17 protein-coding genes are annotated in these 18,730 nt (G+C 59.8%); 7 read left to right on the top strand and 10 right to left on the bottom strand.

Features of this window, described 5'->3' with window-relative positions:
• Positions 1-12 precede the first annotated feature (12 nt).
• Complete coding sequence (gene leuS, locus ABD013_RS12575) at positions 13-2,601, bottom strand: leucine--tRNA ligase (protein WP_343806389.1); 2,589 nt, start codon at positions 2,599-2,601, stop codon at positions 13-15.
• Positions 2,602-2,853: 252 nt separating this feature from the next.
• On the opposite strand from leuS, the gene ABD013_RS12570 reads away from it, so the two are divergent.
• Positions 2,854-4,659: a substrate-binding domain-containing protein gene (locus ABD013_RS12570; protein WP_343806387.1), complete on the top strand. Its 1,806-nt coding sequence runs from the start codon at positions 2,854-2,856 to the stop codon at positions 4,657-4,659.
• 125 nt (positions 4,660-4,784) lie between these two features.
• Positions 4,785-5,336 carry a zinc ribbon-containing protein gene (locus tag ABD013_RS12565; protein WP_343806385.1) on the top strand — a complete coding sequence of 184 codons (552 nt, stop codon included), beginning with the start codon at positions 4,785-4,787 and terminating at the stop codon, positions 5,334-5,336.
• Here ABD013_RS12565 and lnt read toward each other — a convergent pair.
• From lnt to miaB, 5 genes are read right to left on the bottom strand one after another with little or no spacing between them, the layout of a single operon-like run.
• A complete protein-coding gene (gene lnt, locus ABD013_RS12560) occupies positions 5,274-6,800 on the bottom strand; it encodes an apolipoprotein N-acyltransferase (RefSeq protein ID WP_343806383.1) in 1,527 nt (508 codons plus the stop codon). The two genes, ABD013_RS12565 and lnt, sit on opposite strands and share 63 nt — an antisense overlap.
• 1 nt (position 6,801) lies before the next feature.
• On the bottom strand, positions 6,802-7,638 hold the full coding sequence (locus ABD013_RS12555; RefSeq protein ID WP_343806381.1) for a CorC family transporter: 837 nt from the start codon (positions 7,636-7,638) through the stop codon (positions 6,802-6,804).
• A gap of 56 nt (positions 7,639-7,694) precedes the next feature.
• Positions 7,695-8,153 (bottom strand): rRNA maturation RNase YbeY, encoded by a 459-nt coding sequence (gene ybeY, locus ABD013_RS12550; RefSeq protein ID WP_343806380.1) that lies wholly within the window; start codon positions 8,151-8,153, stop codon positions 7,695-7,697.
• Positions 8,150-9,151 (bottom strand): PhoH family protein, encoded by a 1,002-nt coding sequence (locus tag ABD013_RS12545; RefSeq protein ID WP_343806379.1) that lies wholly within the window; start codon positions 9,149-9,151, stop codon positions 8,150-8,152. Before ABD013_RS12545 ends, ybeY begins: the two co-directional genes overlap by 4 nt.
• A gap of 21 nt (positions 9,152-9,172) precedes the next feature.
• A complete protein-coding gene (gene miaB / locus ABD013_RS12540) occupies positions 9,173-10,516 on the bottom strand; it encodes a tRNA (N6-isopentenyl adenosine(37)-C2)-methylthiotransferase MiaB (protein ID WP_343806377.1) in 1,344 nt (447 codons plus the stop codon).
• A 174-nt stretch (positions 10,517-10,690) separates the two neighbouring features.
• Between miaB and ABD013_RS12535 the strand changes: the two genes are divergently transcribed.
• Entirely contained in the window at positions 10,691-11,014 is a 324-nt protein-coding gene (locus ABD013_RS12535) for a DUF1820 family protein (protein ID WP_343806375.1), read from the top strand.
• Positions 11,015-11,017: 3 nt separating this feature from the next.
• Here ABD013_RS12535 and ABD013_RS12530 read toward each other — a convergent pair whose 3' ends face one another.
• Together ABD013_RS12530 and epmB are read right to left on the bottom strand one after the other, a co-directional pair.
• On the bottom strand, positions 11,018-11,560 hold the full coding sequence (locus ABD013_RS12530; RefSeq protein WP_343806373.1) for a hypothetical protein: 543 nt from the start codon (positions 11,558-11,560) through the stop codon (positions 11,018-11,020).
• A gap of 102 nt (positions 11,561-11,662) precedes the next feature.
• Positions 11,663-12,691 carry an EF-P beta-lysylation protein EpmB gene (gene epmB, locus ABD013_RS12525; protein WP_343806371.1) on the bottom strand — a complete coding sequence of 343 codons (1,029 nt, stop codon included), beginning with the start codon at positions 12,689-12,691 and terminating at the stop codon, positions 11,663-11,665.
• 138 nt (positions 12,692-12,829) lie between these two features.
• Here epmB and efp point away from each other — a divergent pair, with 138 nt between their 5' ends.
• From efp to ABD013_RS12510, 3 genes are all read left to right on the top strand, one after another.
• Positions 12,830-13,396, top strand: coding sequence for an elongation factor P (gene efp / locus ABD013_RS12520; protein ID WP_343806369.1), 567 nt, complete (start codon positions 12,830-12,832; stop codon positions 13,394-13,396).
• A gap of 233 nt (positions 13,397-13,629) precedes the next feature.
• The gene (epmA, locus tag ABD013_RS12515) at positions 13,630-14,598 is read left to right on the top strand and encodes an EF-P lysine aminoacylase EpmA (protein WP_343807414.1); all 969 of its coding nucleotides are present in this window, start codon (positions 13,630-13,632) and stop codon (positions 14,596-14,598) included.
• A gap of 132 nt (positions 14,599-14,730) precedes the next feature.
• Positions 14,731-15,477, top strand: a complete 747-nt coding sequence (locus ABD013_RS12510; RefSeq protein WP_343806367.1) for a sporulation protein — start codon at positions 14,731-14,733, stop codon at positions 15,475-15,477.
• Positions 15,478-15,534: 57 nt separating this feature from the next.
• Here ABD013_RS12510 and ABD013_RS12505 read toward each other — a convergent pair whose 3' ends face one another.
• Positions 15,535-16,434 carry a TlpA family protein disulfide reductase gene (locus tag ABD013_RS12505; protein WP_343806365.1) on the bottom strand — a complete coding sequence of 300 codons (900 nt, stop codon included), beginning with the start codon at positions 16,432-16,434 and terminating at the stop codon, positions 15,535-15,537.
• 402 nt (positions 16,435-16,836) lie between these two features.
• Between ABD013_RS12505 and ABD013_RS12500 the strand changes: the two genes are divergently transcribed.
• Positions 16,837-17,373 carry a TetR/AcrR family transcriptional regulator gene (locus ABD013_RS12500; RefSeq protein ID WP_343806363.1) on the top strand — a complete coding sequence of 179 codons (537 nt, stop codon included), beginning with the start codon at positions 16,837-16,839 and terminating at the stop codon, positions 17,371-17,373.
• Between the two features lie 183 nt (positions 17,374-17,556).
• Here the strand turns inward: ABD013_RS12500 and ABD013_RS12495 are convergent, their stop codons facing one another.
• Positions 17,557-18,714, bottom strand: a complete 1,158-nt coding sequence (locus ABD013_RS12495) for a MalY/PatB family protein (protein WP_343806361.1) — start codon at positions 18,712-18,714, stop codon at positions 17,557-17,559.
• Between the last annotated feature and the right edge of the window lie 16 nt (positions 18,715-18,730).

The following is an 18,730-nucleotide window of genomic DNA, read 5'->3' as shown; positions in this document are numbered from 1 at the left end:
GGCGGTCTCTCCTTAACCGACAACGATGTTGAGCAGCTTGTTGGGCACGACGATCTTCTTGCGAATGGTCTTGCCTTCGATGTGCTTCTGCACGTTCTCGCTGGCCAGGGCCGTGTGCAGGACCACGTCCTCGTCGGCATCCGCCGGCACGGTGATCTTGGCGCGCACCTTGCCGTTAACCTGCACCACCAGCTCGACGCTGGCACGGGCCAGGGCCGCTTCATCTACGACCGGCCAGTCACTGTGCAGCAGGTCATCGCTGTGGCCCAACTCAAGCCAGAGCTGGTGGGTCATGTGCGGCACGATCGGCGCCAGCAGGCGGATGGCGGCTTCCAGCGCTTCGCGGGTCACGGCACGGCCCTGATCGCTGACATCGACGAAGCGGCCGATGGCGTTGGACAGCTCCATCACCGCGGCGATAGCGGTGTTGAAAGTCTGGCGGCGATCCATGTCATCGCTGACCTTGGCGATGGTCTCATGTACCTTGCGGCGCAGGTCGCGCTGGTCATCGGTGAGCGCATCCAGGTCCAGTGCCGGGCGGTCGTTGCCGGTCTGCAGGTGGTCGTGTACCTGTTTCCACAGGCGGCGCAGGAAGCGGTGAGCACCTTCGACACCGGAATCCAGCCACTCCAGTGACTGCTCCGGCGGTGCGGCAAACATCATGAACAGACGTACGGTGTCGGCACCGTAACGATCGATCATGATCTGCGGGTCAATGCCGTTGTTCTTCGACTTGGACATCTTCGACATGCCGTCGTGGTTCAGCTCACGGCCTTCGGCATCGGTGGCACGGATTACACGGCCCTTGTCGTCCTTCTCGGTGTTGACGTCAGCCGGAGAGATCCAGACCTGACCGCCTTTCTCGTCTTCGTAGTAGAAGCTGTCGGCCAGAACCATGCCCTGACACAGCAGACGCTTGAACGGCTCGTCGGAGTCGACCAGGCCTTCGTCGCGCATCAGCTTGTGGAAGAAACGCGAGTAGAGCAGGTGCAGGATGGCGTGCTCGATACCACCGATGTACTGGTCCACCGGCAGCCAGTGGTTGGCCTGTTTCGGGTCCAGCATGGCGTTCGGATTCATGCTGGCGTAGCGGGCGTAGTACCAGCTGGATTCCATGAAGGTATCGAAAGTGTCGGTTTCACGCTCGGCGGCGCCACCACATTTCGGGCAGGTGGTGTCGATGAATTCGCGCATCTTCTTGATCGGTGAACCGGAGCCGTCGAACTCGACGTCAGTCGGCAGAACCACCGGCAGCTGATCTTCCGGCACCGGTACGGCACCGCAGCAGGCGCAGTTGATCACCGGGATGGGAGCACCCCAGTAGCGCTGACGGGAAACACCCCAGTCGCGCAGACGGTAGTTGATGGTGGTGCGGCCCTTGCCCTTGCTCTCCAGTTCCTTGGCGATCGCCTTGAACGCCATGTCGAACTCAAGATCGTTGAAGTCGCCGGAATTGACCAAGGTGCCTTTTTCGGTGAAGGCTTCCTTGTCCAGGTCGACCACCACGTCCGGGTTGGTCGGGGCGATTACCTGCTGGATCGGCAGGCCGTACTTGCGGGCAAACTCCCAGTCGCGCTGGTCGTGGCCCGGTACCGACATCACCGCACCTGAACCGTAGTCCATCAGTACGAAGTTGGCGGTCCAGACAGGAACGGTCTCGCCGGTCAGCGGGTGAACCGCTTCGATACCCAGCGCCATGCCCTTCTTTTCCATGGTGGCCAGGTCGGCCTCGGCTACCTTAGTGTGACGGCATTCCTCAATGAAAGCGGCCAGCTCCGGGTTGCTTTCGGCGGCTTTCAGCGCCAGCGGGTGCTGGGCTGCCACGGCCACGTAGGTCACGCCCATCAGGGTGTCCGGGCGGGTGGTGAACACTTCCAGCTCGCCGTAGCCGTCGACGTGGAAATTCAGCTCAACGCCTTCGGAACGGCCGATCCAGTTGCGCTGCATGGTCTTGACCTGCTCCGGCCAGCCATCGAGCTTGTCCAGGTCGTCCAGCAGCTGATCGGCATAATCGGTGATCTTGAGGAACCACTGCGGGATCTTCTTGCGTTCGACCAGGGCGCCGGAACGCCAGCCGCGACCATCGATGACCTGCTCATTGGCCAGTACGGTCTGGTCCACCGGGTCCCAGTTAACCTCGGCTTCCTTCTTGTATACCAGACCCTTTTCCATCAAGCGGGTGAAGAACCACTGCTCCCAGCGATAGTACTCGGGGTGGCAGGTGGCCAGTTCACGAGACCAGTCGTAACCGAAGCCCATCTGCTTGAGCTGGTTGCGCATGTAGTCGATATTTTCGTAGGTCCACTTGGCCGGCGGTACGTTGTTTTTCATCGCCGCGTTTTCAGCCGGCAGGCCGAAGGCGTCCCAGCCCATTGGCTGCAGCACGTTACGGCCCTTCATGCGCTGGTAGCGGGAGACCACGTCACCGATGGTGTAGTTACGAACATGCCCCATGTGGAGTCGACCGCTGGGGTAGGGGAACATGGACAGGCAGTAGAAAGGCTCGCCTGCGGCCTGTTCATCCGCCTTGAAGCTGTCCTGGGCTTCCCAATGTTGCTGTACCTGGGGCTCGATATCCTGGGGATTGTATTGTTCGTTCATTGTGCTCGATTGCAACTCGCTGCTAGCTGGAGGGCCGGGGTATGCAGCGTCGCCTGACAGGGACGGAGCCGGCACCATAAATAAGGATGAATGGCGCATAGCATACAATATTCGGCCAGCTGTCAACAGAGCGGGCCGTGCCTGATCAAGGTGTCATATTGGTGACATCATGATGACGTAGCTTGGTGGCAACAGCCTTATGCAGAACGCGTGTTGCAGCGGCCTGCGTCCGATCACCAGGGAAGAGTCAAAGTGAATACTACGTTTTTTGATCTGTTGTGGCAGCTCAAGCAGGAGCTGGAGCTCAAGGGGGCGGATACGATCGATATGCCGACCTTTATCGAGGATCTGGAATATCGTCGCCAAGTGCTGAAGAATATCGATCTGAAGACGCTGAACCCCGCGTACCGCCAGATACTGCCTGAACTGCTGGAAGGCAGCAAGCTCGATATTACCCGCCAGGTGCGTACCTTGCCGCCGGTCAAGAAACCGCGTGCGGGCGGCCCTGTTCATACCGTGGAGAGTGGCCGTAAGGGGCCCGGCATCATGACGGGCGTGTTCATCGTGCTGTTCCTGCTGGTGGGAGTGGCGGCCCTGGTGGAGCTGACCGGTGACAAGGTGGCCTCTGACCTGGTCAGCACGGCGGGTATCAAGGGTGGCGCGCAGGAACCTGTTGATGAGACGTCGGTGCCGACGGCACTGGTGAGTGCAGTTGCAACCTTGGCAGCTGCCGGTTCGGGCGGGGCTGAAGCGACCGTGCCGACCGAGACGCTGTTCCGCCTGCACGGTTCCAATACCATCGGGGAAACTCTTGCGCCGGAACTGCTGAAAGCCTTCTGGCGCCAGCAGGGCGCTCAGAGTGTTCGCGTCGAGCAGAGCGCTGTAGAGGTGGAGCGGGACATTCTGTTTTCACTGCCCGGCAAAACCGCACTGCAGCGGGTGGAGCTCAAGGCGCATGGCTCCAGCACCGGCTTCAAGGGACTGCTGAGCCGTGATGCGGACCTGGCGATGGCGTCGCGTCGGATCAAGGACAAGGAAAAGACCCGCCTGGCACCCTTGTACGGTGATTTGAGCAGCGTACGTACCGAGCACGTGGTGGGCATGGATGGCCTGGCCATCATCGTACACCCGCGCAATCCGATCAGCAGTCTGAGCACGGCCCAGCTGGCCAGGCTGTTCGCCGGCGAGATCCGCAACTGGAAGCAACTGGGCGGTCTGGATGAGCCGGTCCGCATCTACAGCCGTGACGAGAACTCCGGTACCTGGGACTCGTTCAAGAGCATGGTGTTGAAGAAGCATGGCGTAAAGCTCGCGGCTACGGCACGTCGTTTTGAATCCAGCATGGAGCTGTCGGACCGCGTCAGCCAGGAACAGGGCGCCATCGGCTTCATCGGTCTGCCCTATGTGCTGCGCGCCAAGGCACTGGCCGTGGCCGATGAGGAAGGTGCGCTGCCGGTATTCCCGACCACCTTTACCGTATCGACGGAAGACTACCCGCTGACGCGCCGTCTCTACATGTACGAGCCGATGACCCTGTCGCTGAACAGCCCGGCGCACCAGTTCATCAGCTTCGTCACCTCGGAAGAGGGGCAGGATATCGTGCGCAAGAGCGGTTTCATCTCGCAGAATATCCAGCGCATTCAGCCGGTGCTGAGCGACGAGCTGCCGCAGGAATATCTGGCCCTGACACAGGGCGGCAACCGCCTGTCGCTGAACTTCCGCTTCAACAGCGGAACCTTCGACCTCGATAACAAGGCGCAGCGCGACCTGGAGCGTGTGATCCGCTTCTTCGAGAAAAACCCGGGGCAGCGCGCCTTCCTGATCGGCTTCTCCGACAGTACCGGTCAGCCTGAACACAACCGCAAGCTGTCGTTGCAGCGTGCCCAGATCGTGCGTGATCAGCTGTTGGCCCGTGGCATCAATGTGGCTGAGGTACACGGTCTGGGTGCGCTGGCGCCGGTGGCCTCCAATGCCACGGCTGCTGGCCGGGAGCGCAACCGACGCGTTGAGGTCTGGGTTCGCGGCAATACCCAGGACAGGACTCAGGCGGCACGCTGATCCGCTGTCAAATCGGGTGCAGGTCACGCCCTGTTGACCTGCGCCCCTTCAGTCCCTTCAAATCGGCTATATACTGAATCATATTCAGGCTGCACCCAGCGGCCGAGGATGTTCAGGAGTCGCCGATGAGCAAGCAAGAACCCAATACCCCCAAACACTCCGAAAATGCCCCTGCGGCCTATGATCGGATACTGGAACAGTTGCGCCAGCGGCTGGACAAGGCTGGTGAAGTCAGCTGGGAATACCTGCAGGAGCAGATTGAGGAAGCCGCTGAGGTCGAACTGGCCGCCGAGGAGATGACGCGGGACGAAGTCGACCTGCTCAAGGCCTATCTGCGACGTGACCTCAAGCAGCTCGGCTACTACGCCCACGAAACCGGCGAAGGGGTCGCCGCCTGGCTGCATTTCGATCTCGATATCCTGGAGCAGAAGGTGAAACAGAGCCTGCTGGACCTGGCTGACAAAACTCGGGTGCAGCATGAGCTGCTGCGTGAGCAGCTGGCGCACTCGGAAGATCAGTATCTGGCTGGCGAGGTCAGTGCACCAGGTACCCTGCGCTGCCTGCAGTGCGGTGAACAGCAGCAGCTGAAGGCGACCGACCGGATCCAGCCCTGCTCACGCTGTGGTGCCGTGGTATTTGAGCGAGTGTCGCTGCCCTGGTCGCCAGTAGGCCAGTAACCCCAGCAGCAGCCCGAGCAGCGTCACCGGCCAGAGACCAAAACGCTGCCAGGGCGTCAGGCCGCTCATCGGTACCACTGTGTGGCGCAGCTGGGTTGCCTGATCCACCGGGGCCTGGGCTGCAATACTGCCGTCGGGACGTACGAAGGCGGTCAGCCCGTTATTGGTACCACGGATCAGCCAACGACCGTTCTCCAGCGCCCGCATGCGTGCCAGCTGCAGGTGCTGATCCGGTGCGATGGAGCGACCGAACCAGGTGTCATTGGACACCGTCAGCAGAATGTCGCTGTCACGAGCCAGTGACCGAACCAGCTCCGGATAGGCGATCTCGTAGCAGACGGCCGGTGCAATGCTCTTATTACCCAGCTTCAGCGGGGCCGTGTCCTGTGTCGGCAGGCTGAAGCTGGACATCGGCAGATCGAAGAAGGCGATCAGACCGCGTAGCTGGTCCTCGAACGGCACATACTCACCAAACGGCACCAGCCGCTGCTTGTGGTACAGATCCTGTCCGGCGCTGAACACCCCGATGCTGTTATGGAAACGCTGGCCGCGCGGATGGCTCGGGTCTGCCTCGGCGAAGGGGAAACCACTGATCAGTGCGGTGCCGCGGGCGTCAAGCAGGTCCAGGAAAGGGGTCATGATCGGCGCGGCGCGGTCGAAGGTGGCCGGGATCGCAGTTTCAGGCCAGACGATCAGGTCGGCATCGGCGAACGGCAGACTGAGGCTGATCTGGTGCTGCAGGATGCGCTGCAGGTTATCCGGCTGCCACTTGGCCAGCTGAGGAATGTTGGGCTGGATCAGCGCCACATCCAGTGCTTCAGCGTCACGGGGCTGGCTCCAGCTGGCAGGCAGTACAACGGACAGGGCTGCCATCAGTACGCCGGGCAGCAGTGCCAGCGGTTTGCGATCGACCAGCAGGCGCACAAGGCCGGTGGCCAGCAGCAGGGTCAGCAGTGACAGCAGCCAGACGCCGCCGATCGGGGCCCAGGCTTGCAAGGGCGTATCCAGCCAGACGTAGCCGAGCAGCAGCCAGGGAAAACCGGTCAGCAGCCAGCTGCGCAGCCACTCAAAGCCAACCCAGACCAGCGAGAACACCAGCCAGCGTTGCCGGGCCGGCGCGGCCAGCTTGGCAAAACACCACCCCTGCAGGGCGAACAGCAACCCCAGGGCGATGACGAACAGCGCCGTGAGCAGGCCGGCCAGTGCCACCGAGGCGTTGCCGTAGGTGTGGATGCTGACATAGACCCAGGAGACGCCGGCGCCCCAGAAGCCGGTGCCGAAGGCCCAGCCGGTGAAGAAGGCGGCACGACTGTTCTGGTGGCGTTGCAGCCAGTACAGCAGAGCGGGGCCCAGCAGGGCAAAGGGCAGCAGGTCAAAAGGTGCCAGTGACAGGGTAATGCCGGCCCCGCCAGCCAGGGCCAGCAGGGCGGTCAGCCAGCGGGGGCGTTTGGCAAGCCTGGCCACGTCAGCGGCGGGTGACCTGCAGCAGACGGAGGCGACGGTTGTCGGCAGCCAGCACCTTGAAGCTGAAGCCGTCGATATCAACCTGTTCATCCTTGGCCGGCAGGTGTCCGAAGTGTTGGGTGACGATGCCGCCGATGGTGTCGAACTCGTTATCGGAGAAGCCGACATCGAAGTAGGCGTTGAAATCCTCGATCGGGGTCAGTGCCTTGACCAGGAAGCCGTTGTCGTCGAAGGGGCGGATATTGCCGTCGTCGTCATCAGCATCGTGTTCATCTTCGATTTCGCCGACGATCTGCTCCAGCACGTCCTCGATGGTGATCAGGCCGGCAATGCCGCCGTATTCATCCACTACGATCGCCATGTGGTTACGCGTGCCACGGAACTCGTTGAGCAGCACATTGAGGCGTTTGCTCTCGGGAATGAAGGTGGCCTTGCGCAGACACTGGCGGATATCGAACTGGTCCAGAGTGCCCTCAAGCATGTAGGGCAGCAGGTCCTTGGCGAGCAGAATACCCAGCACCTCGTCGGGGTTTTCACCACAGACCGGAAAGCGGGAGTGGGCGCTGGAGATGATTACCGGCAGGAACTCGCGCGGTGTCTGGTTCACCTGCACCATGGTCATCTGCGAGCGCGGGATCATCGCATCCCGCACCTGCATCTCGGTGACCTGCATGGCGCCCTCGATAATGCCAAGGGCGTCGTTATCGAGGATGCCGGATTCGTTGGCCTGCAACAGAATCTCGCGTACGTCCTCAAGACTGCGGGGTTCGTCGGAGAAGGCCTGGGTCAGTTTATCCAGCCAACTCTTTGACGTGCCGCCCGATCGGTCTTCGCTCATAGGGGTCCTCTGAAAGGCATCTCGGCAGATCGCTGAGCCCGGTTATCGTTGCCGGCTCAGGCGTCAGCCTGATAGGGATCGGCTATATCCAGCCGGGCCAGAAGGTTGCGCTCCAGCGCTTCCATCTCTTCGGCTTCGTCGTCATTTATATGATCGAATCCGAGCAGATGCAAGGTCCCGTGCACGACCATGTGAGCCCAGTGGTGCAACAGCGCTTTCTGCTGCTCTTCGGCTTCACGGGCGACCACCTCGGCACAGATCACCAGATCACCCAGCAGGGTGACCGGCACACCCGGCGGTACCTCGAACGGGAAGGACAGCACGTTGGTGGGCTTGTCCTTGCCACGGTACTCGGCATTCAGCGCCTGGCTTTCGTCGGCGTCGACGACACGGATGCAGACTTCGCCGTCGACCTTAAGCTCCTTGAGCACGGTGCCCACCCAGAGGGTGAAATCCGCATCGCGGGGCAGGTCGGGGGCTTCAATGGCGTACTGGACATCAACGGCAATGCTCATCGCTCGTCTCCATTCTGCTGGGCTTCTTCATGACGTTCATAGGCTTCGACGATGTGCTGCACCAGCGGGTGGCGCACCACATCCTTGGAGCCGAAGTAGGTAAACCCGATCTCATTGACCCCGTCCAGCACCTCCATGGCGTGCAACAGGCCCGACTTGACGCCCTTGGGCAGGTCGATCTGAGTCTTGTCGCCGGTGATCACGGCGGTGGAGCCGAAGCCGATGCGAGTCAGGAACATCTTCATCTGTTCGCGGGTAGTGTTCTGGCTCTCGTCGAGAATGACGAAGGAGCCGTTCAGGGTGCGGCCGCGCATGTAGGCCAGCGGGGCGACCTCGATTACGTTGCGTTCGATCAGCTTGGCCACCTTTTCGAAGCCGAGCATTTCGTACAGGGCGTCGTACAGCGGGCGCAGGTAGGGGTCCACCTTCTGGCTCAGGTCTCCGGGCAGGAAGCCCAGCTTTTCGCCGGCCTCAACCGCCGGGCGTACCAGCAGGATACGGCTGACCTCTTCGCGCTCCAGCGCTTCCACGGCACAGGCCACGGCGAGGTAGGTCTTGCCGGTACCGGCCGGGCCGATGCCGAAGTTGATGTCGTGGGTGCGAATCTGCTGCACGTAGTCCTGCTGTTTGCCCGGACGCGGCTTGATCAGCACCTTGCGAGTACGGATGGCGTAGCGCTTCTCTTCCTCGCTCTGCGCCTTGTCGCTGCGCTTGGGCGGCTGTTCGATACCGCTGTCCTGCAGCTGCAGGTGGATGCTCTCCGGGCTCAGGGTGTCGCCGGCCAGTGCCTGCTGGTAGAGCTGCTCCAGCAGGCGGCCCATGGCGCGGGCGGCGGCTTCGGGGCCGACCAGCTGGAAACGGTTGCCGCGGTTGCGGATCTCGACGCCGGTACGCTCTTCGAGCAGCTTCAGGTGGGCGTCGAACTGGCCGCTCAGGTTGAGCAGGGCGGCCGGGTTGTTCGGTTCCAGAATCAGAGTGGTGGAGTGGTTAGGGGTCAAGTCACGCTCCTGTGGCGAAAATCAGGCATCCAGCTCGGAACTGACCAGTTCACCGAGCAATGAGTTGGCATAGGCTTCGACGATGCGGACATCGGCAAAGTGGCCGATCAGATCCGGATTGTCGCAGCGGAAGTTGACGACACGGTTATTCTCGGTGCGGCCGGACAGCTGGCCCGGGTCCTTCTTGGAGTAACCGTTGACCAGGATACGCTGGGTGCTGCCCACCATGCGACGGCTGATCTGGAACGCCTGTGCCGTGATACGGTCCTGCAGGATCTTCAGGCGCTGTTTCTTGGTTTCTTCGTCGACGTTGTCCGGCAGGTCGGCGGCCGGGGTCCCCGGGCGACGGCTGTAGATGAAGCTGAACGAGGCATCGAAACCGATGTCGGCGATCAGGTTCATGGTGGCTTCGAAGTCGGCCTCGGTTTCGTTCGGGAAGCCGATGATGAAGTCGGACGAGAAGCTGATTTCCGGGCGCAGTTTCTTGATGCGTCGCAGCTTGGACTTGTACTCCAGTGCCGTGTGGCCACGCTTCATCGCCATCAGGATACGGTCGGAGCCGCTCTGCACCGGCAGGTGCAGGTGGCTGACCAGCTCAGGCACTTCGGCGTAGACATCGATCAGGCTATCGCTGAACTCCACCGGATGCGAGGTGGTGAAGCGGATGCGGTCGATACCGTCGATCGCTGCCACGCAGCGGATCAGTTCGGCCAGGTCGGCGGTGTCGCCGTCATGGGTGGCGCCGCGGTAGGCGTTGACGTTCTGGCCCAGCAGGTTGACTTCGCGTACGCCCTGTTCGGCCAGTTCGACACACTCGGCCAGCACATCATCCAGCGGACGGCTGACTTCCTCGCCACGGGTGTAGGGCACCACGCAGAAGGTGCAGTACTTGCTGCAGCCCTCCATGACGGAGACGAACGCTTCGGCGCCTTCCACCTTGGGCGCGGGCAGATGGTCGAACTTTTCGATCTCCGGGAAGCTGACATCGACGATGCCGACGCCGCCGTTGCGGCTCTCGGTGATCATTTCCGGCAGGCGGTGCAGGGTCTGCGGGCCGAAGATCATGTCCACGTAAGGTGCGCGATCACGGATCGCTTCGCCTTCCTGGGAGGCCACGCAGCCGCCGACACCGATCATCAGGTCGGGCTTCTCCTCTTTCAGTTTGCGCCAGCGGCCCAGCTGATGGAACACCTTCTCCTGCGCTTTTTCACGGATCGAGCAGGTGTTCAGCAGCAGGACATCCGCTTCATCGGGATTGTCCGTCAACTCCAGCGCGTGGCTTTCGCCCAGCAGATCCGCCATGCGGGAGGAGTCGTACTCGTTCATCTGACAGCCATGTGTCTTGATAAACAGCTTTTTCGCCATGAATCACCTGTAAAACCTGTGGAAATAAAAAGAGAGCGGGTCTCGAAGAGGGGCAAAATTATACCGCAAGGGCGGGCGGTTAGGCCACAAACTGGTTAAAAATTATCCAGCCTTGTTTTCCGGCAAGTAGTCCCCATATTCGCATCAAAAGGTTTATCGGGAGAAGGGCGCCTCATGGCGAATGAAGCACGTCTGTATCGAGTCAGTTTCGTCAATCAGGACAAGGTGTACGAGGTCTATGTACGCCATGTGTATCAGAGCGACATGTGGGGGTTCATCCAGCTGGAAGATTTTGTCTTTGGCAGCCGCTCAGAGCTGTTGGTGGATCCAGGGGAAGAAAAACTGAAGCAGGAGTTTGCCGATGTGAACACCTGCTATGTGCCGATGCAGGCGATCATCCGCATCGACGAGGTCAAAACCGAGGGCGTCGCGCGGATCAGCGAGGCCAAGGGAAACATTGCTGCCTTTCCCCTGACCCCGCCACGCAAGGACAGCTGAGGCTTACTGCGCGGCCGTACGCACGCCCTTGCCGCCGCAGGAGGCGTTGCGCATGGCGCTCTGGTTCAGCATCGCAAAGCGGTCAGTGGTGTGATACTCCACGCTCTGGTCTGCGAAGATCAGCTCGGCACCTTCGATCTTGAAGCAACCCAGGTTGGGGTGCCGCCATACCTTTTGCCACACCTTGTCGCCCACGCTCTGGCCGGGCGCAAAGGGACCGGCAACCCGCAGCCAGGCATTGCGGCGGCCACTCTTCTTCGAGTTCACCGGCTTTCCTTCGCGGGTGAAAGCGCTGGTTTTGAACATCACGTATTGCAGCGTCTGGCCGGTGTTGTTGGTAAAACTGATGCTGGCATCGCTGCTGCCGCGGGTATGGTGATCACTGATCAGCAGAACCGGCTTGGGTTCGGGCTTGGGGGCAGGCTTGGCAACGGGTGGCGGTGCCGGTTGCTTCTGGGCGCAGGCAGCCAGCAGTACGCTCATGGCGAGTAGGCTGCCGAGGCGCAAGGTGGAAAAACGACCTGTGCTCTGACCTTGATTCAACATGGATATCCAAATCCTTTCATTCTGACATGACCCGACCCGAGCTGGGGGCGGGGTGAGGCGTTAGGGTGACGCCGGCAATCTTAACGCAGGCTGACCAAAGATTCAGATACTGGCGCTCTCCCTCGGAGCAACGGGCAGCAGCAGGGTCTTGGACGGGCGGCCGGGTATTTCCCGGGCCAGACGGGGCACCAGATAACCGGGTAATACCGTCTGTAATTCGCCCACCAGTCGGCGCGCTTCGTCATCGCTGATATCGAAATGAGCGGCGCCGGCCACTGCATCCAGTACAAATAAATAATAGGGCAGGATGCCATCAGTGAACAGGCTTTCGCTGAGTGCTTTTTGTACAGCGACACTATCGTTGATGCCTTTCAGCAGTACTGCCTGATTGAGCAGGGTCACACCGGCCTGGCGCAGGGGGCGCAGACCGCGGCGAACCTGGTCGTCGACTTCCTGCGGGTGGTTGATATGCAGCACCAGCGTGCAGGCCAGGCGGCTGTTGCCCAATGTTTCAACCAGCTCAGGGGTGACCCGCTGCGGGATCACCAGTGGCAGGCGGGAGTGGATGCGTAGCCGCTTCAGGTGCGGGATGCACTCCAGATCGGCAATCATCCGGGCCAGCCGCCGGTCCGGCGTGGCCAGAGGGTCACCGCCCGAGAAGATCACTTCGCTGACCTGTTCATGGTCGCGAATATACGCCAGTGCCGCCTGCCAGGCATCGCCACCCAGCTGGTTGTCGCCATAGGGGAAGTGGCGGCGGAAACAGTAGCGACAGTTGATGGCGCAGGCGCCTGACAACACCAGAAGTACCCGGTCGGTATATTTGTGGATCAGCCCCTGAGACTTGTTGGCGGCTGCTTCGGCCAGCGGGTCGGTACCAAAGCCTGGTACTTCGAGCAATTCTTGCTGCAGCGGCAAAATCTGGCGCAGCAGGGGGTCATCCGGGTCACCCTTGCGAATACGGCTCAGATAGGGGCGCGGCACCTTGAGCGCGAACTGGCGGTCGGCCTGCAGGGCACCTGCCAGCAGCTCGGTGGGCAGTTCCAGTTCGGACAGCAGTTGGGCCGGGTCGGTAATCGAGTGGCGCAGTTCGCTCTGCCAGTCGGCATCAACGGGGTGCAGCAGGTTCATCGGGGCGTGTCGCTCGGAGGGTTGTGCGTATGTTTGCCTGCATTCTGCTTTGCAGTAGAATGGCTGTCAATTTACGGGCCGCCTGTCCGCTGGACGGTTGCCTGCCTTCGAAATTTCAGATCGCGGAACTTTCCAACTATGGCTAACTACTCCAGCAACCAGTTCAAGAACGGCATGAAAGTGATGATCGACGGCGACCCGTGCAGCATGGTCGACGTGGAGTTCGTCAAGCCGGGTAAAGGCCAGGCGTTCACCCGTGTACGTCTGCGTAACCTGCTGACCGGCCGTATCTGGGAGCGTACCTTCAAGTCCAACGAAACCGCCGAGAGCGCGGACGTGATGGATACGGATATGGAGTATCTCTACAACGACGGCGAAATGTGGCACTTCATGGACCCGAAAACCTTCGAACAGGTCGCCGCTGACGAGAATGCCGTGGGTGATGCTGCCAAGTGGCTGAAGGAACAGGACAAGATTGTTGTGACCCTGTGGAACAACAACCCGATCAGCATCACGCCGCCGAACTTCGTTGAGCTGGAAGTGGTTGAGACAGATCCGGGCCTGAAAGGCGATACCGCCCAGGGCGGCTCCAAGCCGGCAACCCTGAGCACTGGTGCCGTGGTTCGTGTGCCGTTGTTCATCGAGCAGGGTGAAGTGCTGCGCATCGATACCCGTACCGGCGAGTACGTTAGCCGCGCGAACTGATAGGCGTACGGCTGGCGTCGAATGAACCTTACGGGCATGCCGTGAATACATCCTTGTAGGCTTGACTGCGGCCGCTGACCACCAGGGCCGCAGACAGTCCGTAAGCTCCACTCGGCCCACCTTACGACCACATAATGGCAGCTTCGGCTGCCGTTTTGCGTTTATGGGCAACGTTCATTGAACAAGGCAGCTTTAGCAAGCCTGACCATCACCAGGACCATTCATTGAGTAAGATGCAAAACGACCTCTGGCGCCCCAATGCCTCGATCGAAAACTTGCGTGCCCGTGCACGAATACTGGCGCAGGTACGTCACTTCTTTGCCGAGCGTGAGGTACTGGAGGTGGAAACCCCGGTGCTGTCCAAATGCGCGGTCAGTGACCCCTTTATCGACAGTCTCGAAGTCAGCTTCGGCTTCCAGCCGGGCATCGAAGACGAGCGTCTCTACCTGCAAACCTCGCCCGAATATGCCATGAAGCGCCTGCTGGCCGCCGGCAGCGGTGACATCTACCAGATGGCGAAGGTGTTTCGTAACGGAGAATCGGGGCGCAAACACAATCCCGAATTCACCATGCTGGAGTGGTACCGACTCGGCTTCGATGATCGTCAGCTGATGGCCGAGGTGGAAGCGCTGGTCACGGCCGTGGTTCCCGAGCTGCAGGTGCGTTACCAGAGTTACGCCGAACTGTTTGAGCAGGAACTTGGGCTGGATCCGCACGGTGCCACACTGGAGCAGTTGCAACAGGCCTGTCGAGCGCATGTGGATGCGCCCTTCGAGGATGATGACCGGGATACCTGGCTCAACCTGCTGATGTCTCATGTGCTGGAGCCACGATTAAGCGGTGCGGTATTTATCCACAGCTACCCGGCCTCCATGGCGGCGCTGGCGCAGGTGCGCGAGGACGAACAGGGCCGGCGGGTGGCGGCCCGCTTTGAGCTGTTCGTGGACGGCGTCGAACTGGCCAACGGCTACCATGAACTGACTGACGCCGCCGAGCAGGCGCGCCGGCTGGACGCCGATCAGCAGCAGCGGGCTGCCTTGGGTCTTCCAAAGCGCCCGTTAGACGCCCGTCTGGTACATGCACTGGAGTCAGGCATGCCGGATTGTGCCGGTGTGGCGCTGGGCGTGGACCGGCTGGTAATGCTGGCGCTGGGCGTGGACAGCCTGGATCAGGTGGTGTCGTTCATGCATGCGCGGGCATGAGCCAGGTTCCGGCATAGTGAACCTTTGCGCGAAGAAAAAAACAAAACTTCCGCTTCCGGGGCTCGGCTAACGTGCCCCGGTACAGCCCCTTTATACCCACAGGATGTAGCTTTTTATTCAAGGAGATCAATAGTGCTCAAAAGCATGATGGCTAAAATCGGTATCGGTGCCGCTCAGGTCGATACGGTGCCGGACAGCGTAGATGTGGCTCAGGGTGGCCAGGTGACCGGTAGTATCCGCATCAAGGGCGGAGACGTTGAGCAGCAGGTCGATCGCATTGAGCTGAAGCTGATGACCGAAGCCAAGGAAGAGGTGGATGATTCCACGGTACGTATCAACCATGTGCTGGCGCACTATGTGATCGACGAGCCGTTCACACTGGCTCCTGAAGAAGAGCGCTCCATCCCGTTCGCCATTGAGTTGCACCCGGAAACTCCGATCACCGTGGTCGAGGAAGGTCTCAGCGAGAGCAAGGTCTGGCTGGAAACCAGCCTGGATATCGACTTTGCCATCGACCCGCGTGACCAGGACTTCCTGCGGGTTCACCCGGCGCCGGTTGTTGCGGCCTGTATTCGCTGCATGCAGGAAGCGGGTTACCGTCAGGTCAAGGCTGATGTGGAAAAGGGCTTCCTGAATGGGCAGGGTTTTCGCTCTACCAGCGGTATCTACCAAGAGCTGGAATACAAGCCCGGCGGCTTCGGCCCGGGCTGGAACCGGATCAAGGAAGTGGAACTGTCGTTCATCTGTCGTCCGGATGCCATTCACCTGATTGTCGAGCTGGACCGTTCCTTTTCCGGCGATGGCTTCCGCTGCCTGACGTTGAGTCCTGAGGCGGGTGAAGACGAAGTGCGAGGTCTGCTGGCGGGGTTATTGCAGTAAGCATGTTGCTCAAGGATGCCGGCCGTAGAGGGTCGGCATCCTTGTATAGCCTCAAAGTTACAGGCTTTCGAGCATATCTGCCAGTTGGCTATCCCGAGTCAGATCTAATGTGCGATGTACTTCCTTCCCGCCTTTAAACACGATCAATGTGGGGTAGTGTTTAACATTATAATTAACGAATGCTTTATTACTGGTGTCAATCAGGCCTTTAATGGGGATGTCATATTTTTGCACATAATCGTCCAAATCGGATTGGGCCGTCCACAGCCTGGATACAACCAGTACCCAATTAACCGAATCATACTTTCTGACGAGCTTATTAAACTCGACTTGAGACCTCGAACAGTTTTCAGAAACTTCGGGCCTTGTATCCTTCAGGTACCAGTCACACCATGTGGAAGTGAAATATATGGCTGTTGGTTGCGGAGCGTGAATCGGCAGATCAAGTGCTTGCTCTTCTTCTGAAAAAACGGCGTGTGAGGCATGTTCCGTGTCTGACTGGCTGGCCAGCAACTGAAGCTTGTTTTCCAGGGACTCATCAGCCTTATGTCCCCTGTGTACCAGATTCATGTGCCTATCAAATAAAAGATGGTAAGGCGTACCAATAAACTTGAATGCCTGAGCAACCTCGCCATCGCTATCATAAGCGGAATCCATTGTAAGTCCGTACTTCAGGGCTACCTTATTCATATCCTCAATGGTGTCATTGATGCCAATGTTAATGCTGATAATCTTGATTTGATCTCCATACTTTTCTTGAGATTCTTGAAAATGGGGCATCTCCTTCAGACATGGCTGGCACCAGCTGGCCCAAAACTTCAGGTAAACCGGTTTTTTACCCTGGTACTCTTCTAATGTGATGGTATCGCCATTTAACAGTGAGATTGGGGTCTTGAGGATTTTGGCAGGAGTTTCTGCCATGGCTGAACATGAGATAAATACCAGAGCAGCAAGCATTAGTCTGAGTCTTAACATGTTTCAATCTCCCGGGGTAAATGACGTCTGTATGGGGGCAGGTCTTACACAGCATCTGACATTTTCATCAGGCTGAACCGGTCGTCTCCATAGGCCTTCCACAATGGCTGGCCAGGCTGCGCCACGCGTAATCGCCATCAACAGCAGCAACCCGCCGGGTATCAGTACCAGAGCCAGCAGGGGTCTTAGCACATAGCAAAATATGACGAGTGTGGGTCCCATGATCACCCACGCCCCGGTTTGGTGAATTATCGTTTTCATCATCGAGTCCTGTTAAAATTGAGCGCGCTCATAAAATATATTGAGCGCGCTCAATTTTCAACCTCTGACGGGTTACAACCGACATGCCGCCTGATAGGATCTGCCAGCGGAGGAAAAAACAGCATGCAGTCGAAGAGAGAGCGAACACGAGCCCGAATTTTAGAGGCCGCCTGGAATCTGTTTCGGGAAAAAGGCTATCAGACCACCAGTACGCGTCAGATCGCGCGCGCAGCTGGGATTGCGGACGGTACGGTATTCAGTCACTTCAGTACCAAGCTGGAGATACTGAAAGCCGGGATCCAGACTCAGATAGAGCAGGTAATAAAGCAGGCAGATGTGAGTCTCAAAGGCTGCACAGCTGAAGATCGTTTGCTGCATTATGCCGAGCACCTGTACCCTTTTTATGCCGCGCAGGCCGAATTCAGCCGTGAGCTGTTCAAGGAAATCCTGTGGCATCAGGATGAGTTGCGCCCACAGATAGAAGCATTCATTTTCAAGCTGTTTGACGCGCCTGTGTGCGCAAAGGATCAGGTGTACGGCCAAGTATTGATGGATTGTTACTTCATGACGCTACTGGAAGGACTTGGATCTGAAGAGGTCAGTGCACGTTGGATGCAGGAGCGACTGACACAGAAATTGGCAGGTTTTACTTCAATATAAGGCATTTCACCCCGCGGTTATGGTTGCGGCGACAGCGCACCGCACCACTCGGCGGGTTCCACTACGCTGAATACTCCCTCCTAAGGCACCGTTCTCCCGGCGAAAAATGCAGGCGGCAGATTCAGGCCGGGCAGGGGCCAAAGGCCTGGTTTGAGTGCAACGACATCACTCCGGAGTGTTTAATCAAGCCGGCAGCTCGTTCAACAGCGCCCGCCGCATCCGATCCACCGCCTGTTCCAGCAGCGCCCGCGGGCAGCCGAAGTTCAGCCGCATGAAGCGGTCGTCGCCGAAGTCGCGACCCGGTGACATGCCGACGCCGGCCTGTTCGAAGAAGTGGGGCGGGTTTTCCAGGCAGGCGGCGGAAACGTCGATCCAGGCCAGGTAGGTGGCTTCGATGGGGTCCAGTTTCAGGCCCGGGATGGCGTTGATCGCGTCGACCAGATAGTCGCGGTTGGTGCGCAGGTAATTGAGCTGGGCGCGGTTCCACTCGTCGCCATCGCGGTAGGCGGCCAGCGCGGCGGTGTAGCCGAGCAGGTTGACGTCGGGGACGATCCCCTTGCGCACGCGCTGGAAGCGCTGGCGCAGCTCCGGGTTCTGGATCACGGCAAAGGAGCAGCCGAGACCGGCGATGTTGTAGGTCTTGCTCGGTGCCATCAGGGTGATGGTACGGGCGGCGATCTCGTCGCCCAGTGAAGCGATCGGGGTATGAATCAGCCCCGGTTCCAGAATCAGGTCGCAGTGGATCTCGTCGGAACAGATGATCAGGTCATGGCGGATGATGATCTCGGCCAGGGCTTCCAATTCTTCACGTCGATAGAGGGTGCCGCCCGGGTTGTGCGGGTTGCAGAACAGCAGCAGTTTGGCCGCGGGCGTGATCGCCGCTTCCAGTGCTTCCAGGTCGATGACCGTACGGCTGTCCTCACCCCGCTTGAGCGGCACCTTGATCAGGCTACGGTCGGACAGGCGCGGCGCCGACATGAACGGCGGGTAGACCGGGGCGGGGGTGATCACGGTGGAGCCGCTTTCGCCCACCGTACGGCAGGCCAGGTTGAGCCCGCAGACCAGTCCGGGCAGCCAGACCAGGTCGTTGGCCTCGATCTGCCAGTCGTACAGCGCCTGCATCCGTTCGATCACCAGCCGGTTCAGTTCAGGCGGGGTGCAGGTATAGCCGAAGACGCCGTGGTCGATGCGCTGGTGCAGGGCCTCGATCACCGGCTGAGGGGCCATGAAGTCGGTATCGGCCACCCACATCGGCAGGATCTCGCTGTCGGCATATTTCTCCCATTTCTCGCTGGAAGTGGCGCGGCGATCGATCAGCTGGTCAAATCGGGTGGCAGTCATGTCCCTGGCTCCTTAT

This window comes from Marinobacterium maritimum (assembly GCF_039523155.1).
Taxonomy (GTDB): Bacteria; Pseudomonadota; Gammaproteobacteria; order Pseudomonadales; family Balneatricaceae; genus Marinobacterium; species Marinobacterium maritimum.
Note: the sequence above shows the minus strand (reverse complement) of the source record. Positions and strands in the feature narration are given on the sequence as shown.

Coding starts and splice junctions, on each gene's coding strand:
- leuS (WP_343806389.1), bottom strand. CDS start 2,601: ATGAACGAACAATACAATCCCCAGGATATCGAGCCCCAGGTACAGCAA.
- ABD013_RS12565 (WP_343806385.1), top strand. CDS start 4,785: ATGAGCAAGCAAGAACCCAATACCCCCAAACACTCCGAAAATGCCCCT.
- ABD013_RS12555 (WP_343806381.1), bottom strand. CDS start 7,638: ATGAGCGAAGACCGATCGGGCGGCACGTCAAAGAGTTGGCTGGATAAA.
- ybeY (WP_343806380.1), bottom strand. CDS start 8,153: ATGAGCATTGCCGTTGATGTCCAGTACGCCATTGAAGCCCCCGACCTG.
- miaB (WP_343806377.1), bottom strand. CDS start 10,516: ATGGCGAAAAAGCTGTTTATCAAGACACATGGCTGTCAGATGAACGAG.
- ABD013_RS12535 (WP_343806375.1), top strand. CDS start 10,691: ATGGCGAATGAAGCACGTCTGTATCGAGTCAGTTTCGTCAATCAGGAC.
- ABD013_RS12530 (WP_343806373.1), bottom strand. CDS start 11,560: ATGTTGAATCAAGGTCAGAGCACAGGTCGTTTTTCCACCTTGCGCCTC.
- epmB (WP_343806371.1), bottom strand. CDS start 12,691: ATGAACCTGCTGCACCCCGTTGATGCCGACTGGCAGAGCGAACTGCGC.
- efp (WP_343806369.1), top strand. CDS start 12,830: ATGGCTAACTACTCCAGCAACCAGTTCAAGAACGGCATGAAAGTGATG.
- epmA (WP_343807414.1), top strand. CDS start 13,630: ATGCAAAACGACCTCTGGCGCCCCAATGCCTCGATCGAAAACTTGCGT.
- ABD013_RS12505 (WP_343806365.1), bottom strand. CDS start 16,434: ATGCTTGCTGCTCTGGTATTTATCTCATGTTCAGCCATGGCAGAAACT.
- ABD013_RS12500 (WP_343806363.1), top strand. CDS start 16,837: ATGCAGTCGAAGAGAGAGCGAACACGAGCCCGAATTTTAGAGGCCGCC.
- ABD013_RS12495 (WP_343806361.1), bottom strand. CDS start 18,714: ATGACTGCCACCCGATTTGACCAGCTGATCGATCGCCGCGCCACTTCC.